The organism is Sphingobacterium sp. UBA7038, assembly GCF_002494055.1.
GTDB classification, from domain to species: Bacteria; Bacteroidota; Bacteroidia; order Sphingobacteriales; family Sphingobacteriaceae; genus Sphingobacterium; species Sphingobacterium multivorum.
The window spans coordinates 20276-37888 of record NZ_DLAV01000023.1 but is presented as its reverse complement, the minus strand read 5'-3'; the positions used below and the strand labels follow the sequence as shown (position 1 = coordinate 37888).

General features: G+C 39.0%; 16 protein-coding genes. 5 read left to right on the top strand and 11 right to left on the bottom strand.

Annotated features, from left to right (window positions below):
- Positions 1-89: 89 nt before the first annotated feature.
- The 5 genes from B3H30_RS15810 to B3H30_RS15790 all read right to left on the bottom strand — a co-directional run bounded on the left by B3H30_RS15810 (position 90) and on the right by B3H30_RS15790 (position 6416).
- Positions 90-2825 (bottom strand): DNA gyrase/topoisomerase IV subunit A, encoded by a 2736-nt coding sequence (locus B3H30_RS15810; protein WP_115047656.1) that lies wholly within the window; start codon positions 2823-2825, stop codon positions 90-92.
- A gap of 143 nt (positions 2826-2968) precedes the next feature.
- Positions 2969-3517, bottom strand: a complete 549-nt coding sequence (locus B3H30_RS15805) for a GNAT family N-acetyltransferase (protein WP_286727384.1) — start codon at positions 3515-3517, stop codon at positions 2969-2971.
- Positions 3518-3543: 26 nt separating this feature from the next.
- Positions 3544-4221, bottom strand: a complete 678-nt coding sequence (locus B3H30_RS15800; protein ID WP_286727383.1) for an ATP-binding cassette domain-containing protein — start codon at positions 4219-4221, stop codon at positions 3544-3546.
- Positions 4218-5132 carry a hypothetical protein gene (locus B3H30_RS15795; protein ID WP_286727382.1) on the bottom strand — a complete coding sequence of 305 codons (915 nt, stop codon included), beginning with the start codon at positions 5130-5132 and terminating at the stop codon, positions 4218-4220. Before B3H30_RS15795 ends, B3H30_RS15800 begins: the two co-directional genes overlap by 4 nt.
- Positions 5133-5240: 108 nt before the next feature.
- A complete protein-coding gene (locus B3H30_RS15790) occupies positions 5241-6416 on the bottom strand; it encodes an MFS transporter (protein WP_070567216.1) in 1176 nt (391 codons plus the stop codon).
- A 221-nt stretch (positions 6417-6637) separates the two neighbouring features.
- On the opposite strand from B3H30_RS15790, the gene B3H30_RS15785 reads away from it, so the two are divergent.
- Complete coding sequence (locus B3H30_RS15785; RefSeq protein ID WP_112374217.1) at positions 6638-7018, top strand: VOC family protein; 381 nt, start codon at positions 6638-6640, stop codon at positions 7016-7018.
- A gap of 25 nt (positions 7019-7043) precedes the next feature.
- Here B3H30_RS15785 and B3H30_RS15780 read toward each other — a convergent pair whose 3' ends face one another.
- Positions 7044-7793 (bottom strand): TrmH family RNA methyltransferase, encoded by a 750-nt coding sequence (locus tag B3H30_RS15780; RefSeq protein WP_070567214.1) that lies wholly within the window; start codon positions 7791-7793, stop codon positions 7044-7046.
- A gap of 8 nt (positions 7794-7801) precedes the next feature.
- Here B3H30_RS15780 and B3H30_RS15775 point away from each other — a divergent pair, with 8 nt between their 5' ends.
- Positions 7802-10153, top strand: a complete 2352-nt coding sequence (locus B3H30_RS15775) for a BamA/TamA family outer membrane protein (RefSeq protein WP_286776892.1) — start codon at positions 7802-7804, stop codon at positions 10151-10153.
- A gap of 69 nt (positions 10154-10222) precedes the next feature.
- Here B3H30_RS15775 and B3H30_RS15770 read toward each other — a convergent pair whose 3' ends face one another.
- Both B3H30_RS15770 and B3H30_RS15765 read right to left on the bottom strand, forming a co-directional pair.
- Positions 10223-10750, bottom strand: coding sequence for a hypothetical protein (locus B3H30_RS15770; RefSeq protein WP_070567618.1), 528 nt, complete (start codon positions 10748-10750; stop codon positions 10223-10225).
- Positions 10751-11143: 393 nt separating this feature from the next.
- Positions 11144-11884: a hypothetical protein gene (locus B3H30_RS15765; protein WP_286709850.1), complete on the bottom strand. Its 741-nt coding sequence runs from the start codon at positions 11882-11884 to the stop codon at positions 11144-11146.
- Positions 11885-12096: 212 nt separating this feature from the next.
- Between B3H30_RS15765 and B3H30_RS24900 the strand changes: the two genes are divergently transcribed.
- The gene (locus B3H30_RS24900) at positions 12097-12300 is read left to right on the top strand and encodes a WGR domain-containing protein (RefSeq protein WP_083296024.1); all 204 of its coding nucleotides are present in this window, start codon (positions 12097-12099) and stop codon (positions 12298-12300) included.
- Here the strand turns inward: B3H30_RS24900 and B3H30_RS15760 are convergent.
- The 3 genes from B3H30_RS15760 to B3H30_RS15750 all read right to left on the bottom strand — a co-directional run bounded on the left by B3H30_RS15760 (position 12297) and on the right by B3H30_RS15750 (position 13993).
- Positions 12297-12851, bottom strand: a complete 555-nt coding sequence (locus B3H30_RS15760; RefSeq protein WP_286727380.1) for a hypothetical protein — start codon at positions 12849-12851, stop codon at positions 12297-12299. The two genes, B3H30_RS24900 and B3H30_RS15760, sit on opposite strands and share 4 nt — an antisense overlap.
- Before the next feature lie 10 nt (positions 12852-12861).
- Positions 12862-13647 carry an esterase/lipase family protein gene (locus B3H30_RS15755; protein ID WP_201639501.1) on the bottom strand — a complete coding sequence of 262 codons (786 nt, stop codon included), beginning with the start codon at positions 13645-13647 and terminating at the stop codon, positions 12862-12864.
- A gap of 142 nt (positions 13648-13789) precedes the next feature.
- Positions 13790-13993 carry a hypothetical protein gene (locus tag B3H30_RS15750; protein WP_070567203.1) on the bottom strand — a complete coding sequence of 68 codons (204 nt, stop codon included), beginning with the start codon at positions 13991-13993 and terminating at the stop codon, positions 13790-13792.
- 205 nt (positions 13994-14198) lie between these two features.
- On the opposite strand from B3H30_RS15750, the gene B3H30_RS15745 reads away from it, so the two are divergent.
- Both B3H30_RS15745 and B3H30_RS15740 read left to right on the top strand, forming a co-directional pair.
- The gene (locus B3H30_RS15745; RefSeq protein WP_286727379.1) at positions 14199-16379 is read left to right on the top strand and encodes a S41 family peptidase; all 2181 of its coding nucleotides are present in this window, start codon (positions 14199-14201) and stop codon (positions 16377-16379) included.
- 170 nt (positions 16380-16549) lie between these two features.
- Complete coding sequence (locus tag B3H30_RS15740) at positions 16550-17563, top strand: PDDEXK nuclease domain-containing protein (RefSeq protein WP_286727378.1); 1014 nt, start codon at positions 16550-16552, stop codon at positions 17561-17563.
- The last annotated feature ends 50 nt before the right edge of the window (positions 17564-17613 follow it).

Sequence of the window (17613 nt, the reverse complement as noted above, 5' to 3'; positions counted from 1 at the left end):
ATATTTTTAAAAAGACAATATTTAAGGTGTTGTATCCCAAAAAAAAGCTCGAATATTTATTCGAGCTTTTTTTGTGTATTTAATATGAGTTAGAACATTTCCATCTGTCCTTTATCATCGATTTGAATATCATTTGGATTGGTGATCTCCAATTTGATGTCGTCATTTTTTTCGGTTGACTCGACCTCTTTTTCGTTCACGGAACTGTCAACTTCTGTCGTCGTACTATCAACTGTTGGTTCTGTGGTATCAGTACTTGATTCGGCTGCCTTTTCTTTACTTTTTTGACTTAAATCTTCATCCGCTGTCAATAGTGTAACCGATTTTACGGTATGGAAAGATAGGCGGTTTCCTTGCGCTTTTATTCCTTTTACGTCAATAATTTCAGTCAAAGGTTGATCAAGGGTTTCTTCCGTTTGGGATTTGCCTTTTAAAATCTCCAATTTGACCATCGGTTCAGCTGCATTACTCATCAGGATCAGTTTGGATCCTGCATCTTCATTGATAAAGGAAATACGTTTTCCAATAGGCTGATCGTCAAATTTAAAACGTTTGACAAAGTACGTTCCGCTCTTGCCGTCCTTATGCACGACTGTATAGATATGGTCTGGATAATATTTTTCGATCCGGATCATTTTCTCGTCGAAGTGGTTGCTTAGATCAAAGTTTGCTAATTCGTAGCTACCATCCGAAAGGACTACTAATATCTTGTCGTCGCCGTCAAACTCGCCAAGGTATTGTCCACGCTCATCTGCGTTTAGACGTTTCATGATGGTATCGTACCATATTTTTCGTCCTGCTAGTGTGGAGACTCCAGAGCTTTTAAAGCTGATTTTTTTGACAGGATATTTTGATACAATGTTTCCTTGTGAAGCACGGCCCTTGATTGCAATCTCGGCAAAGTCCATGTCAAAATTCAACTTACGCAATTTTGTGTGCGGCTTAAGCTGTATATTAACGACTTCCGCTTCACCATTGGGATTGGCTGTGAAATACAGGATTTTTGAGCCCTTGGATCCCTTGGACACATCATATTCCTTATCTCGCGTAACTCCTACTACCGAGAAACGTTTGATAAAACTGGTTCCAGTTTCACCTTCTTTATAGATGGCGTTATAGATTGTCCGTTCATCACCTTTTTTGAAAACAGCAACGTGGATAATTCCTTTTCCAACAAATACTTTATCCTGAATTTTACTGACAACATATTTGCCATCTTCGCGGAATACAATAATATCGTCGATATCCGAACAGTCGCATACAAACTCATCTTTCTTCATTCCCGAACCAATAAATCCTTCTTCGCGATTGACATATAGTTTGGTATTTGCTAGCGCAACTTGGGTCGCTTCTACTTTGTCGAATACCCGCAGTTCAGTTTTACGCTCGCGGTCTTTACTATATTTATCACGCAATTTCTCAAACCATGCAATGGCATATTCCGTCAATTGACGTAGATGACGCTTGACTTCTTTGATCTCATTTTCGAGTGTTTTCATCATTTCGTCCGCTTTTTTAACGTCGAAACGTGTAATGCTACTCATTGGTTTATCGATCAATTTTTTGTAATCTTCTGGACGAATCTCGCGGTAAAATTGATCGAAGAAAGGCTCAAATAAGCGATTCAGAACTTGCACAACAACCTCAAAGTCACCTGCATTTTCATAATCCGGATGCTTGTACATCCCCTCTTGAATAAATATTTTTAATAAACTACTGAAGAAGATTTTTTCTTGAAGATCGTTTAAACGAATCTCCAATTCTCGTTTCAATAAATTTTTGGTGTTTATTGTGTTTTCAGTCAGAATGTCGTTGACACTCATAAAGTGAGGTTTCTCATCCTTGATAACACAGGTGTTAGGAGAGATAGAGACTTCACAGGCGGTAAAGGCATATAATGCATCGATCGTTACATCGGGAGAAATTCCAGGAGCCAAATGTACAATGATCTCTACATTTCCCGCTGTATTATCCTCGATTTTTTTGATCTTAATTTTTCCCTTATCGTTTGCGGTAACCACGCTTTCAATCAGACCGCCGGTTGTCGTTCCAAATGGAATTTCTGTAATTGCGAGCGTCTTTTTGTCGCGTTCTTCAATTTTTGCACGTACACGGATTTTACCACCACGTTGCCCCTCATTATAATTTGAAACGTCGGCCATACCACCCGTAGGGAAGTCTGGGAAGATATTCGGACGTTCACCGTGTAATACCTGAATTGATCCGTCAATTAGCTCAATGAAATTGTGGGGCATAATCTTGGTCGCTAAACCAACAGCAATCCCTTCGGCACCTTGAGCCAATAATAACGGGAATTTTACAGGAAGGGTGACAGGTTCGCGATTCCGTCCATCGTAACTTAATTGCCACTCAGTCGTTTCGGGATTGAAGACAACGTCATTTGCAAATTTGGATAATCTTCCCTCGATGTACCGTGGAGCAGCAGCAGAGTCACCCGTAATTGGGAAACCCCAGTTACCTTGACAGTCAATCAAGAGATCTTTTTGTCCCAATTGTACCATGGCATCACCGATAGAAGCATCACCATGTGGGTGATATTTCATCGTGTTACCAATGACGTTGGCAGCTTTATTATATCTTCCATCATCCATTTCCTTTAAGGAATGGAGGATACGACGTTGTACGGGTTTCAAACCGTCATTGATATGTGGTACGGCTCTGTCCAAGATAACATAGGATGCATAGTCCAAAAACCAGTTTTCGTATAGTCCTGATAAAGGTATCGTCTGACTTCCGCTCTCTGTTTTTCCTGATCCCAGTTCTTCTTGATTATCTTCCGTTGGGAAGTTCGTTTCGTCACTCATTTACTCAGCAATAGATTAAATTGTACAATACAGAAATGTTCGAAATAGTATTTTATTCGAACGTGTAAAAATACAAAACCATTTTGTTTTATCCCAGCGAAACTATGAAAAGTTAAAAAAATTAGTTTTTAAAACTAATATAATTAGCTTGTTTCGTTGTCAGTGGCCAAATCATACCAATAACAGGGAATATCCCATAGATCGAAATGAAATTCTTCAGTCACCTGAAATCCTACTTTTTCCAAGACATGTCTTGAACCCAGATTTCCCGTATGTGTGATGGCATGTACTTCAAAATGGATCAGCTGTTCTCTATAATATTGCATGCAGGCTTGTGCAGCTTCTGTCGCATAGCCTTTTCCCCAAGATTCCGTTCTGAAACGGTAACCAAGGTCTAAAAAACCGATACGTCCGTTCTCCAATTCATCAATATATTTAAATCCCGTCCAGCCTATCCATTGATTGCTTGATTTCTCAACGACCCCTAGACGGCCTATACCGTATTTTTCATATTGTTGTTGAATAGGCGCGATGGCTTTTTTCATTTCTTCAATGGATTGAACAGGCTCCTTATTCAGAAAGGTATGAACCTCCGGCTGTGAATCCATCGCGAAAAAATAAGCGGCATCATCCATCTCTATTGGACGGATAATTAAACGTTCAGTTTCCAGTATAGGTAAGTGTTTTTCCATATTGTTTATCTCAAGTGTTAGGCATGCTAAAGCCACAATTTGTCGATATCTTTTTGTAGTATTTTGTCTTTCATTTCCTCCTCAAAGTCTCCGAACAGTTCTTTGTTAACAGATTTACTGATTCTGCCATTTTCGAGTACCAAGATTTCATCGCAGGTATCTTTTAGTGTGGAAAAGATATGCGACGAAATTAGGATCGTTTTACCCATCGCTTTTAAGCGTAATATAATCTCCGTAAGAATAATGCTGCTTTGTAGATCAATGCCATTAAAAGGTTCGTCAAGGATATAATAATTATTGTCCTGAAGTAAAGTAGCTGTCAGGGCTAGTTTTTTTTTCATACCCGTGGAATAGTCGCTCGCATACTCTTTTAAGGGCAACTCGAAAATATTTCTTTCACTGAGGTTTTTGATCTGTTTACCACGCGCATCTGTCAGCAGATAAATATACTCTTCACCTGTGAGCTTAGAGAGGAAATATGGATCGGAGGTCAGGTAACCTAAATTGTTTTTGAGCGGCGCCAAATCAGATTTTATACTTCCCGAGGCGGTTTCCAGTCCAGCAATACATCGAAACAGCGTTGTCTTTCCGGCGCCATTTTCACCGACGATACCATATACTTTTCCGCTTTCAAAAGTGTAAGTAATCTCGTGGAGCACTTGATGCCGTCCAAAGGACTTGCTGATATTCGTAAGCTCGATCATAAGTGGTTTTTTAGATTGTTGATTGCTTTGATATAATAAAAGGGCAATAGCGCAAGGATCAAGGGGTAAAAGCTAAAACAAAGTGCCAATGCAAAACCTTCGGGGAAATTGATCTCCCGTGGATAAGCGACGTATTTTAAGATGATTGCAAAAGGAAGCAAAAGTAATATTCCGCCCAATACAATACAGACATTAAATAAATCCGATGGAAAGATTATAACATACAGAAAAAGAAGGGGCAGTACCAAGAGTAGACATTGTAAAATTCCTCTTTTAAACTTTCGCATCAGAAAGACTGTTGGTGTATAATGGTTATTCCAAAGGTAAAAAATAGGTTCCGGTAATTGATAATAGAAAACACAGGCGAGCGCAATGCAAACCACACAAAATAAAACAAGATTGGAATTGGCCACATAAAAGCCGATTCCGGCCAAGAGATACAATACAAGCAAGAGCAGGTAGCTCCGTCGGAATCCGATGATAAATTCAAAAGGTTTTTTTGCGAAAGGTGTCGGAATAGATTTTCCGAAAGCCTTAAATGTCAAAAATGCAAAGATAATAGCCAAAATAGCTAATAACACTGCATAGCCCCATTGGTTGTGGAGGAAAAGAATGATGAAGGACGGCAGCGTTAACAAGCCATTTTCCAATATTCTGATTTTGTGGAAATCGTATTTACTGTATGTATTTTTGAGAAAGTCATTTCTGTTTTTTTCTGTGAGCAGAAACAGTGCTTGGAAATTGCCAAGCAGTAGGGCATAACAACCAAAAAGCGGATATTGAACCAATGCATAATAAGCAAAATAACATAATCCAAACAACAGGAGAAAGGCGAGCCAAACCGGCAGTCCTGTAGCGCGAATATGCCGAGACAGTAAAGTATATTGAAGCTTTAAATAATTGCTAACCATGATACGATCAAAAGTAAAAAATCGAAGTTAAAAACAAGGGACTGTTCCCTTATTTTTATTTCGGCCTTGCAACGATCGATTGTTGGTCGTTTTGACGCTTGAATTTCTTTATTTTACGGCCCTGTGTCTTTTCTGCCAGCTCAGCATATAGGTCAGAGCAAGTAGCAAAACTACTGCATTGGCATACATAATGACTGGAATTCGTAGGATAACATCACTATAGTACAATCCAGCAAGCAGTGCGCCAAGTCCTATTCCGGCTTCAAGGGAGATATACATGGTTGCAACCGCCTTGCCGCGATGTTCGGGTAAACTAAGGTCAATCGTCCAGGCATTCACAGCAGGGGAGAGTATACCCGTGCCTACACCATAGATGCTTGCGCCGATCATCATGCCAATGAAACTATTTCCAATGCCAATAGCAACGAGTGCAATCGCGATAATAACTATTCCGACAACAATAACCTTAGGTCTTCCATAACGGTCCGAAACTTTGCCGGAAACAAAACGTATCAATACTGACGCAATGGTGAAGGCTAGGAAAAATAGCCCTTTATTTTTGAGTCCAAGGTATTCACTCCAGTCGGGAATTAGGGTTAAAATGACTCCATAAGCGGTGTAAGATAAAAACGTGACGATTCCCGCAGGTAGTGCACGCCATTCAATGATATCTTTTCGGTTTATTTTGAGCATGGAGAGATTGAATTTCTCTTTTTTCGCCAGTGTTTCCTTCATGTTAATGACGATAAGGATGGAGAGAAGTGCCATGAAAGAAGAGCAATAAAACATCACATTGATACCAAAGGCCTCGAAAATAGCGCTGCCAATTGCTGGGCCGACAGCTGTACCGACGCTAAAGGCCAATCCATGCATCCCAAGCGCCTCACCCCATCTTTTTTGTGGAACCAGATCGGCGACATAAGCAGAAGTTGAGGTAGGTTTAAAACCAGTGGAAAAACCATGTATCAATCGTAAGAATAGAAAGCCCGCGACTGATGTTAAAATGGGATAAAGAAAACCACAGATGAAACAGACAATGGATCCAATGGCCATGACTGGTACACGTCCCCAGCGATCGGTCAATTTACCACTAAAAGGCCGCGAAATTCCGGCAGTCAATGTAAACAGCGCTATGATCAACCCTTTGTATTCTGCTCCGCCCAAACTGCTCAGATAATTGGGTAGTTCGGGGATGATCATATTGAAGCTAGAAGAAAATAGGAGTGAGCTTAAGCAAAGTAAAATAAATTGAAGCGTATAGATGGATTTCTGTTCAGCTGGCATGGCGCTATTTTTATCGTGTGTGAGTATTCAAAAAAGAATAATGGATTGTGGCGATTATCCATCCTTCTAGGGAATGGAGCAAATGTACAGTTTTTGGAACGATTATGCGGTTTCTTTTGGTGGAAAAATAATAGAATTCTTTATATAAGATAGAAAATACGAAGGCGAGGACGTTAGTGCCTAAAAAAAGATTATTTTTGGGAAGACCCTTTATTTAGAACATGCAAGAACTTAGAAATCCTGGTGTTTATTTTGAAATTCCGGTATCGGATTTGAATCGCGCAATCGCGTTTTATAGCCAGTTATTCAATTTTACCTTTGAACAGGAAGATTTTGACGATAACCACATGGCTTACTTTCCATTTCAAGAAACCTTATCTGGGATTACTGGCGCCCTGGCGAAAGGCGAAATTTATAAACCTACACGCGAGGGAGTACTCCTTTATTTACATGTAGAAAACATATCTACTACGTTGGAAAGGGCCATGAGCTTGGGTGGAAAAGAGCTATATCCCGCCACTTTTCATGCCGATCTGGGATTTGCTGTTGCGGAGATTGAAGATTCTGAAGGAAATAGGATCGGGCTACATCAAAAGTTATAAGCGGCAATTCAGATCATATAGCTTACTAGATCAACTGTTGCCGGACTATTTCGCTGCAGAAGATGGTCGTTGCAACGGCTACGTTGAGTGATTCGGCTTGGCCTATGCGCGGAATAGTGATAGCTTGATCGATCAACGCTATTATTTCATCACTGATGCCATTTCCCTCGTTCCCCATAACAATTAGCCCCTCATTAGCCCACACAGTCTGATAAATGGATTGACCATTAAGTAGGGCGCCATACACTTTTAATCCAGTAGCCGGAATAAAATCCGTTAAATCAGTATAGTGGATTTGCAGTCTAGCCAGTGAGCCCATGGTTGCTTGCACTACTTTAGGGTTGTAGGCGTCTACAGTTCCAATGGAACAGATAATATGTTCGATTCCAAACCACTCCGCCGTGCGGATAATTGTACCCAGATTGCCTGGATCCTGCACATCATCGAGTACAAGGCTAAACTTGTTTTTTAAATTACTTGGTACAATTTTCTGCTGTAAAGGAAGTTTGACCAAAGCGAGGATACCTTGTGGCGATTTCAGTGTACTAATCTTTTGGAATTCAGTATCCGTTAGTTCATAGGATTTTATATTATGCGAGATTTTACCCACTTTTGTGTTTGCGTCGCCCGTGTAGAAAATAGACTCAACCTCATAGCTTGATGAAATAAATTCCATCACGGATTTTATACCCTCAACGATAAACAGGCCGTGTTGTTTTCTATACTTTTTATTTTGTAGAGACGTTATTAGACTGATTTGCGCTTTTGACAACATTTTTATTGATGATTAAGTATCCTCGTTTTATCGGATTTGCAAGTATAACGCTTTTAGTGTTATTTTTTGCATCATGCCGTTCTTCAAAATATCTTGACGATGACCAAGCTCTGGTTACAAAAGTACAGATTTCTGGTGTCACCCCTGCATTGAAAGAATCATCCGAAACGTATATTTCCAATCAAATAAGACCTAATTCAAGGGTAAATCTATTTATTTACAATACGTTCAATACTAAAAACGGGCGTTATAAAACCAAGAAAATTCGGAATGTTGGCGAACCACCTCATTTGTTGGATTCGGCAATGGTCGATTTATCCGCCAATCAAATCCGACGCTTTCTATTTTCAAAAGGTTATTTCAAAGCTAAGGTCGAACCAACAATTTCAGTTTCCAAAAAGCGAGCACATATCGATTTTAAAGTGGATGAAGGTGTCCCATATCAAGTTAGAAATATAGATCGAAAATTTGAGGATGAAGATATTAAGGCAATATTTGAACGGGAGGTACTCCCCAAAACTGCTGTAAAATCCAATACCCAGTACGATGCCGCAAAGTTGCTCGATGAGCGGGAGAAACTTTATATTTCGATGCGTAACAATGGGTATTACGATTATGTAAGGCAATATATGCGTGCTGGGGTAGATTCAACTATCGATGGACCTTTGATCGACTTGAAAATTAATGTCGAAAATCCATCTGACTCTACGATACATAAAAAGTATCAAATAGACAGTGTTTATATGACGATAAGGAATTATGGAACAATGTCGAAGAAGGAGCCACGTCGTATCCTAGATTCTGCAAAACGTCTTTTATTTGTTGATGAAACAAATAGTTTCAGGTGGAAACCTTTGGAACGCTATATGTATCTACGCTCAGGTCAGTACTATTCCTTGCGGGAGGAAAATAAGTCATATGACCGATTGTATGAGATGAATGGTTTTCGTTCTGTCAAGATGCAGTTTGTCAAAAAAGATTCCAATAAACTCGATGTGCACTATGATTTCGTTCCAAGACCGCGGATGGGAAACCAGATAGAGGGCGAGTATACCTTTAGTTCGGGTATGAGCGGATTTAATATTGGAAATACATTCTCTCAACGTAATATCTTTGGTGGTTCGGAGCAATTGGAAGTGAAATTACGTTATGGTGTATTGTTTGATCCGCGCCTCGCAGGTGGGCTTTCCAGCAAAATATTCAATAACGATTTTCAAGCGGGCGTAAATTTGGTCATTCCTCGTCTAATGGTTCCCTTTCATATTAATCCAGGTGGAAAGTTTGGTTTGCCCAAAACGACCTACTCGATGACATTGCAGTTGTTCGATCAAGATAAAACCTATTCAAACCGCTATTTCATCACGTCGCTGAATTACTCATGGTATGAAACAGAAAATAAGTACCATAGTTTTACGCCTATTGTGTTGGAGTATCGGGATGGACGCTTGGATTCCAATTTTCGGAACAAGCTTGTACAGGAAGGTTATCAGCTGTATGTACGTAGCAACGACCGTCAGTATTTTGGTTTAGGGACACAATATACCTTTATCCTGAATGGTAAAAAATTGAATAGCAAGGAGGACTTTCAATATTTCAGAGGAACATTGGACGTGAGTGGAAACGTATTGGATCTTATTAGCTCCTTGGCAAAATTGCCTAAGAATGCCGATGGTGAGAAAAAAATATTCGGTGTGCCCTTTCTTCAATACGCCAAGACAGAATTCGATTATCGTTTATACCGAAATCTCGGTGGAAATAGGCAGTTTGTCTTCCGTTTTAATCCGGGGATAGCGATTCCTTATGGTAATAACTCTAAACTGTTGATTTTTGAAAAGAGCTTTTATAGCGGCGGGATGAATGGCATACGCGCATGGCAGGCACGTACCTTGGGGCCAGGTGCCTATAACCGGCAGAGTCTTAGTGAGGATTTGCGTTTAAACCTGCGTAATTTGGATCAACTGGGGGAGATTAAACTGGAAGCAAATGCCGAATATCGATTCAGGTTACTCAATAACTTCCTGGGCGCAAAGATGAATGGAGCAACATTTTTGGATATAGGAAATGTTTGGCGACTGAAGAAGGATGAAGAACTAAATCCGGGGGGGGAGTTTAAATTCAATAAATTTCTTGGGCAGGTCGCCATTGGTACCGGCTTCGGACTTCGTTTCGATTCGGACTATTTTGTCATTCGCTTAGATGCCGGGCTTAAACTAAAAGATCCGCAATTCTCAGGTGCTGATCAATGGGTTATCAAGCATTTCTTTGATTCCAAAGAATTTAAGGCCCAATATTATGAAACCCATAGGCCCGACAGGTACAATTTTATTCAATACAATTTTGGAATCGGTATGCCGTTCTAATGTCTAACTGTTTCGTTATGATTTACGTTGATCCCACCAGTTGATGGGACATTCAGACAAACCGCTTTGTTAACCGATGAGATTTTTGAGACTTGAAAATATTGATTCAAAAATTTTACTCAAATCCAAACCTTGGGAATGGTTGAATAAAAAGAAAACTATAGCCAGCGCGATGGCCGTCATAATCACTTTTTTAAACATGTAAGCTATTCCTAACACAATGGCCGGGATAATCAAAAACATCAATCCGCTAATGGCAAAAGGAGAGAGTCCGCTATCGCTCTTATAGATATAGAATAAACGTCCCTTGGAAGTTTGTTGATTCTTATGGCTAAAGAAAACAAAGGTTGATGACTCAATTTTCTGATTAGGGACAGCAACACCCTCATGAAATTGTAGTGGTTGCGAGAAACCATTGATGGTAAATAGGTAATTGCCATTAATGGTCTCATTGGTGTTTCCCAATGAATCCAATGCAACTACAGCCAGTTTTCCATTTTTGGAAAGGTTTTCTTTTACGATAAAGTTTTGAATATTTTGTTCTTGAGCAGCTGCCCAAAAAGGTATCAGTAATAGAAAAAATATAATCTTTTTCATCGTTTTATTTTTATTCAATTCGCGTTTTCCCTTTTTAGGGTCTATTTGCATAGCGCTAATATCATTTGAGGATTGATAGCATCAATACATCAAATCCGATTTCCTTGAAATGAGACTGCAATTTTAGGGATTTTAATTTTCTTTTGAAAATCTTTAACTATGCGAATGTTGAAACCTTTGTAAATACGTTCTTGAGCCTTTCATCATTCCTCAAAAAAAGGTGCTGTCAAAATCCTGAGTAGGAGTGCAAAAGATATTTAGCTCATTTGTGTTTGACCTGCGGTATGATATTTCAGGATGTTTTGTTAGTTCATTTATAATTAAATCGATAATATTTGATCCATCGTAATTTTGGATTATTCACTTGTAAAATAGGTGAATTTTCGAAAAAAATTAGTTCTTTGAAAGTTCTTGGATCAATTGCAATTTCACTGCGTCATTTAAAATACCTTTTGGATCATCAATAACTATTTTGCCAAAAATGTCTTTTTTCATGGATGCACTATTTCCATTGTTGTCGCTAGCTTCATAATTTCCAAATATATCTTTTCGAACGGAAACACGATTTCCCCTGTTATCTTCAATTGTTTTACCACCTAGAATATCAGTTCTCACTGTGGTACGTTGACCATTGCTATTTTCGATAGTGAGATTATCAAGAATATCTTTTGTTATCCGGCTTGAATTACCTTTGTTATCTCGAATCTCCATATTGCCGAAAATATCTTTAGATATCGTTGAGCTATTGCCTTGATTATCTCGGATGTCGAGACCTCCAAAAATATTTTTTGATACAGTTTTTACATTTCCTTTTTCATCACGTATTTCTAAATTGCCGTGTATATTTTTAAAAACTGTGGACGGACTTCTGTCTAGATTAGGAAGATCGAAATCGCCGCTACTGTTTTTTCTGACAGTAGTTTCACCTCCATCCTCATCTTTTACGACAATATTTCCTGAAAAGTCTTCTTTTATAGTCAGTTTAATACCACTCTTATTTACGGTTGTATATTCACCCAGGCTACCTCGTCTAAATTTAATGGTATTTCTCCACATATCTGAAAGAATAACTTCTCCCCAGCTATCGGTTTCTATTTTTATGGATTTTTTATCTAAGCCTTCTGAAATAGCCATTTTAATCATGTACTTTTTCATATTGTCAGAAGGGGGATCGGACCATATTCGGGTATACTCTTCCACTGTTGAAATTTTGGCTTCTGAAGTTAATGTAACTAATAGCAGTGAAAAACTGAATAAGAAATATATACGCATGATCTGTCTGTGATTTAATGTCAATATACGTTTTTTTGCGCTACTTTCATTATATTTAAACAGTAAGCGAATTAATTGATGTCAACTACGGACGAAACGGAACGGCTGGGCAAAGTAAAACCTTTGATTCTGAGGAAGCCCGTCTAAAGGATGCTGAAAAACTAATTGCGGAGAAGACTAAAAAAGGCTATTCTGAGAATGGTGCTGTAGATGCAGATAGCAAGGAAAGAGGATCCGCTGTTCGACAGTCAACGGCTGCCAGCCAGTTATTGAATTAGTCTAAGATCTCTTCGTATGTCAATGTATTTTTATGATTGGATACACAGATTTTTATAAATGTTGGAGTGATGCCTTTGCCATTTGGACGATACATGGAATAGGTATAGGAATCTTTGTCGTGATAATTAGCGCGTAGTGTGTCACCTTCATATCTGTCTACTGCAGTGGTATGAACTTCTATTCTTTCATCCATTTTGTCACTCCAGCTTCGTTGATCAATAAAAGATTGTTTGTCTTTTTCGGAGATAGATAGTTCAAATTGATGTGTGTAATCTCTTAAGCCGCCACTTTGATTGGAAATAATTTTAAAATCATCTTTTAGCGTGATATGGTGTTCGCTGAGTAGTTTTCTTGCATCAGATTTAGAGAATAATAGATCATCAAATAGCAAGTATAGCGCGAATATAAGAAAAGGCAAGATTAAAATAATCGAGACGATAGTTCCCAACTTTTTACGGCCAGACTTTTTTAGGATCCAGTACGTGAAATAGATGAATAGGCCTGGGATGCCAAACCATATCAAAAAAATCAGCGTGTATAGTGTATACATTTGTTAATAGTTATAATCCTAAAGCTCCTAATCCACGAATAATGTCTAAATAGATTTGCGGTATATCCACATCCCCAATATTTTTACGGATGACATCGGTAATACCAGCATGTGAGATACCCTGAGAAGCATGAATATGTTTAAAGTTTGCTCCCCAAACTGCACTTTCTAATGGGACCATCCCATCATTTTCACCTACCAGTCGCCTCAGGTATTTAAAACTCAAAGCATAGAACAAATCATCTTGTGGCTTAGTCATTGTCGAAGCAAAGCTCTGATAAAATACATTGTCCATATTGGGGTTGAGCTGGTTGAAAACACGCATTTCTTTTACACTGAGATCTCGAATTAGTTCGATTGGTGCGGGAGATTGCCCTCCAAATAAGAAAGAAAGACGTTGGATCAGTTTTTTTGTAACAGAATCTCTGGATAGATGTTTTTCCATTAGATAGTCTGCTATTGGTGTTCCTAAGTGTGGTGTGGATATTGTGCTTAAGGAGGCTACCATTTGATGTCCCTTTAGCGTTGAAATAAAATAGCGGGCGTCGATCCCTCCTTTAGAATGCGCGATGAGATTAAATTTAGTGGCACCTGTTTTTTCTGCAAGATCTGACAGATTTCTTTTCAGCATCTGTGCATTGTTAGCCACGCTGCCCCAACCATCGGTCTTGCCATAAAAAAATGAGATATTGTTTTTTTTGAAAGTCTTGGGGATCCTGCCCCAAAATAAACTGTTATCCCCAGCAGCCGTGCCGTGGATCAATATGATGGGATATCTTAATGTAAAGGCAGTCATTGAGTTTTTTTATACATCTTCATCCATCCAATAGGTTTTGCAAATCAGCTTTATCTTGCTATTTTTTGATCTGGATTGATTATATGAACAGGTTCTATAATTAAGCTATTCGACTCATTTTCATTAAAGGGCTAGTCTATTGTCAGGTCCGCCAATAAGTCCCGTCGACATATTCGAGCAAATCTACCAGTCCCTGAGGGATTGCCGGAAATGCTTCCTGGAGTTTCGCTAGATCTATTTTGCTTGCACCATGTTTAATCCGTTCAAAATGATCCCAGGTTTCTTCACCACCATTACTATAGTATGCTTTCTTTAAACCAGATAAATAATTGTCTACTATTTTCATTTGCTTTTCTTCTTGTTTGTGAATTTAGTCAAACTTGATGATAGAATAAAAGTAAATTGTAGTGTATTTCCTTTTCTGTCTGCTTTTTATAACGAACCTAAAATTTTAAAATCTCGGAGGAAAGCGAGAAAAAGATTGTTGTGGAAAGTTAAAAATGTTTTGTTAATAATTCATTAAATGGTTAATTTAATGAAAATTTTCAATTATGAAATCTAATCGCCTATTTATTTTCCTTGTTGTTTTTCTAACAACGGTAGCTACTCCTGTGTTTAGTCAACAAAATTTTAACTTTTCATTTGATCAACCGATTATAAATCCCTGGTTCAAGGTTGGGGATACGACGGCTTTTAAGAGTGGTATAGATCACGATACGTATTATAGTGCAAAAGGAGCACTTCGGATTGAAAGTATAAAGAAGAACAGCGCTTTCGGAGGGATTATGATGTGGTTACCATCAAATTTAAAGGGGGATTCCATTGAAGTGTCTGCGATGATCAAGCGTGAGAATATCATCGCAGGGTCTTATGCGTCGATGATGCTACGGATCGATCCCAAAGTCTTTTTCGACAATATGGCTAACCGCCAAATGAATGGGACAAAAAACTGGGAAAATATTAAGCTGAAAACTAAATTGGTGCCAAACCAGACCGAAGGGATATCCATTGCATTTTTTCTTTCTGGGGAAGGTAAGATGTGGGTTGATGATGTGCTCATTACTGTAGATGGTAAGGATATTACCAAAGAAGTAGGAATGTTTGTGCCATTTGCGAAAGGGATCAGTGAACCTGCAAGTTCGGGGATTTCTGATTTTAATACTACGCCCGAGATTGATCAACGCTTAGTGGATTTAGGGAGAATATGGGGTTTCCTGAAATATAGACATCCCGCTGTGGCGCAAGGAAAATATGATTGGGATCAGCAGTTGTTTAAGTCCATTGACGCTATTATTAGAGCAAAGGATAATAAATCTGTTGAGGCTCATTATGCGATGCTCTTAGACAGTCTCGGTGCCACGGCCAACTATGCCAAGCCACAGCTTGAAAATGTGGTTCATGAAGTAGATTATAGCTGGATTGATGGTCTCTCTTTTAACAATGATATCAAGAATAAATTAAGACGTATTCGCTACAGTAATTTTGATCAACATCATTATTTTGGTTTTGCTGGAGGTGCTGGCAATGTTCTTTTCAAGAATGAAAAAAAATATGAAAATGTATTTTCTGCAGATGCGGGGTTTCGTTTATTGGCGCTCTTTCGCTTTTGGAATATGATCGAATATTTTTCCCCCTATAAACATCTGACGGATCCGAAATGGGATGCTGTTTTAAAGACCGCTGTGCCCGAAATGATCCTGAGTCGGGATGATCGTTCTTATGGCCTTTCACTTCTCAAGATGGTATCCCAGGTAAAAGATGCACATACCGGACTCTGGAGCATGCCCAAAGGACTGATAAATTATTATGGCAAGTACCGTATGCCGGTGGAGATCCGAATGATAGAAGGAAAAGCTGTGGTAACTAAAGTTTTTGATAGTGAGAAATCCGGAGATAAACTTAGCATAGGAGATGTGCTCATCAGTAAGGAACATAAAAAGATTGAAGAAATCAGAGATTCGCTTTGGGCTTATATGAGTACACCGAATGAAGCTGTAGCCAACCGTGATCTGGCGCGAAAGCTTGTGACAAGCAATAGCGAGATTGTGCCCTGTGAGTTAGTGCGTGATGGCCGGCCGATTAAAGTAGATATTGCTGCGATACCCTCTAGCCAAATTAAACCTGCTTCAAGAGATACCGTGCCTTTTAAGATGCTGGACAATAATATTTTGTATATCAATCACAGTTTACTGCGTGCTAAGATGATCACAGAAAATATGGCAAACTGGAGCAAGGTAAAAGGTATTGTGATTGATGACCGCAATTATCCCGGTGATTTTTTAGTATTCAAGCTTACACCCTTGTTGTTGACCAAGCCTACTGATTTCGTTCGTTTTAGCAGTACGAGCCTTCAATATCCCGGCACTTTTGTAATGAGCAGCCCATTACAAGTTGGGGAGAATACCAATGATTGCTATCAGGGGAAAGTGGCTATTCTGGTCAATGAAGATACCCAGAGTTCTGCGGAATATCATGTGATGGCTTATCAGGCAGCTTCCAATGTCAAGGTTTTCGGATCACCGACAGCGGGTGCTGATGGCAATGTCAGTTCCATAGAGTTACCGGGCAATCAGCGGACAATGCTTTCCGGACTGGGGATATATTATCCCGATCAACGTGAAACCCAGCGTGTAGGTATTAAAATTGATGAGATTGTCAAACCGAGTATCAAGGGGATTCGCGAAGGTAGGGATGAGGTAATGGAAAAAGCATTGGAGTATCTAAGTCAATAGATTAGCCCTTCCATAGGATGGTTGTTATTGAGGTATTATACATTTAAAGTCAGACATGCTAAAGGAAATTATTTTTTAATTTATTTACTAAAATATTTAGTATATTGTTTGTTTTTTTGCTATCTTTGTATTGCTCACTTACAGAAGTAATACCAATAAAATAAACAATTATGTTGTCCGATCAAACTTTAGTATCCGATATAAAGGCAATTATTGCGCAGTCCAAAGATAATGCGATTCGTGCTGTCGATCATCAGCGCACATTGATGTACTGGCATATTGGCCAACGTATTTTTGAACAGGAGCAGGAAGGTAAGGATAGAGCGGATTATGGGAAATACATCATAAAATATCTTTCAGCAGAATTACAGCCTGAGTTTGGTAGTGGTTTTTCGTATAGACAGCTAAATTGGTACCGCCAATTTTATCGCACATTTCCAATTGTGTCTACACTGTGGACGCAATTGAGTTGGAGCCAGTATAAGCTGCTTTTAAGTCTTAATAGCGAGGAACAGCGGGAGTTTTATATTGCCGAAACCATAAAGAATAATTGGACAGTCAGACAGCTTGAGCGGCAGATTAATACTAATCTATATGAACGCCTGCTGCTTAGCAACGATAAGGAAAGTGTACTGGCTGTAGCAAAAAAGGAAAAGATGCCTTCTGATGCGAAGGAGATTATCAAAGATCCAATGGTACTGGAATTTTTGGGTTTGAAACGCGAAAGCGCTTACTATGAGAAAGATCTTGAGGGAGCCATTATTGCCCATCTTCAAGAGTTCTTACTCGAATTAGGAAATGGCTTCTCATTCGTCGCTAGACAAAAACGTATCCATATCGAGGGCGATGAGTTTTTCGTTGACCTGGTCTTTTACAACCGTCTGCTGCAAAGTTTTGTGATCATTGAAATTAAAACCCATAAATTAACGCATCAGGACATCGGTCAATTGCAGATGTATGTCAATTACTATGATCGTATAGAAAAACTTCCCCATGAGCATCCGACAGTTGGCATCTTACTTTGTGCCAGTAAAAACGATGCGGTCGTCAAATTTACCCTTCCGGAAGACCAAAAGCAGATTGTCTCCAGTCAATATGAGCTTTATTTACCAACAGAGCAACAGTTGCTGGATGAGGTAAATAAAGAGTTGGATAGTTTTGTAGGTAAAGGTGACGCTGAGTAGATTTTTCAAGCGTCTATACGGCGCCATTTAAAGATATTTTAAATGCGTCA

Bases quoted from the DNA above. Each gene is read 5' to 3' on its own strand.
- B3H30_RS15750 (WP_070567203.1), bottom strand. From the start codon at position 13,993: ATGAAAATAGTAGACAATTATTTATCTGGTTTAAAGAAAGCATACTAT.
- B3H30_RS15810 (WP_115047656.1), bottom strand. From the start codon at position 2,825: ATGAGTGACGAAACGAACTTCCCAACGGAAGATAATCAAGAAGAACTG.
- B3H30_RS15780 (WP_070567214.1), bottom strand. From the start codon at position 7,793: ATGTTGTCAAAAGCGCAAATCAGTCTAATAACGTCTCTACAAAATAAA.
- B3H30_RS15805 (WP_286727384.1), bottom strand. From the start codon at position 3,517: ATGGAAAAACACTTACCTATACTGGAAACTGAACGTTTAATTATCCGT.
- B3H30_RS15745 (WP_286727379.1), top strand. From the start codon at position 14,199: ATGAAATCTAATCGCCTATTTATTTTCCTTGTTGTTTTTCTAACAACG.
- B3H30_RS15775 (WP_286776892.1), top strand. From the start codon at position 7,802: ATGATTAAGTATCCTCGTTTTATCGGATTTGCAAGTATAACGCTTTTA.
- B3H30_RS15765 (WP_286709850.1), bottom strand. From the start codon at position 11,884: ATGGCTATTTCAGAAGGCTTAGATAAAAAATCCATAAAAATAGAAACC.
- B3H30_RS15790 (WP_070567216.1), bottom strand. From the start codon at position 6,416: ATGCCAGCTGAACAGAAATCCATCTATACGCTTCAATTTATTTTACTT.
- B3H30_RS15785 (WP_112374217.1), top strand. From the start codon at position 6,638: ATGCAAGAACTTAGAAATCCTGGTGTTTATTTTGAAATTCCGGTATCG.
- B3H30_RS15795 (WP_286727382.1), bottom strand. From the start codon at position 5,132: ATGGTTAGCAATTATTTAAAGCTTCAATATACTTTACTGTCTCGGCAT.
- B3H30_RS15740 (WP_286727378.1), top strand. From the start codon at position 16,550: ATGTTGTCCGATCAAACTTTAGTATCCGATATAAAGGCAATTATTGCG.
- B3H30_RS15755 (WP_201639501.1), bottom strand. From the start codon at position 13,647: ATGACTGCCTTTACATTAAGATATCCCATCATATTGATCCACGGCACG.
- B3H30_RS15760 (WP_286727380.1), bottom strand. From the start codon at position 12,851: ATGTATACACTATACACGCTGATTTTTTTGATATGGTTTGGCATCCCA.
- B3H30_RS15770 (WP_070567618.1), bottom strand. From the start codon at position 10,750: ATGAAAAAGATTATATTTTTTCTATTACTGATACCTTTTTGGGCAGCT.
- B3H30_RS15800 (WP_286727383.1), bottom strand. From the start codon at position 4,221: ATGATCGAGCTTACGAATATCAGCAAGTCCTTTGGACGGCATCAAGTG.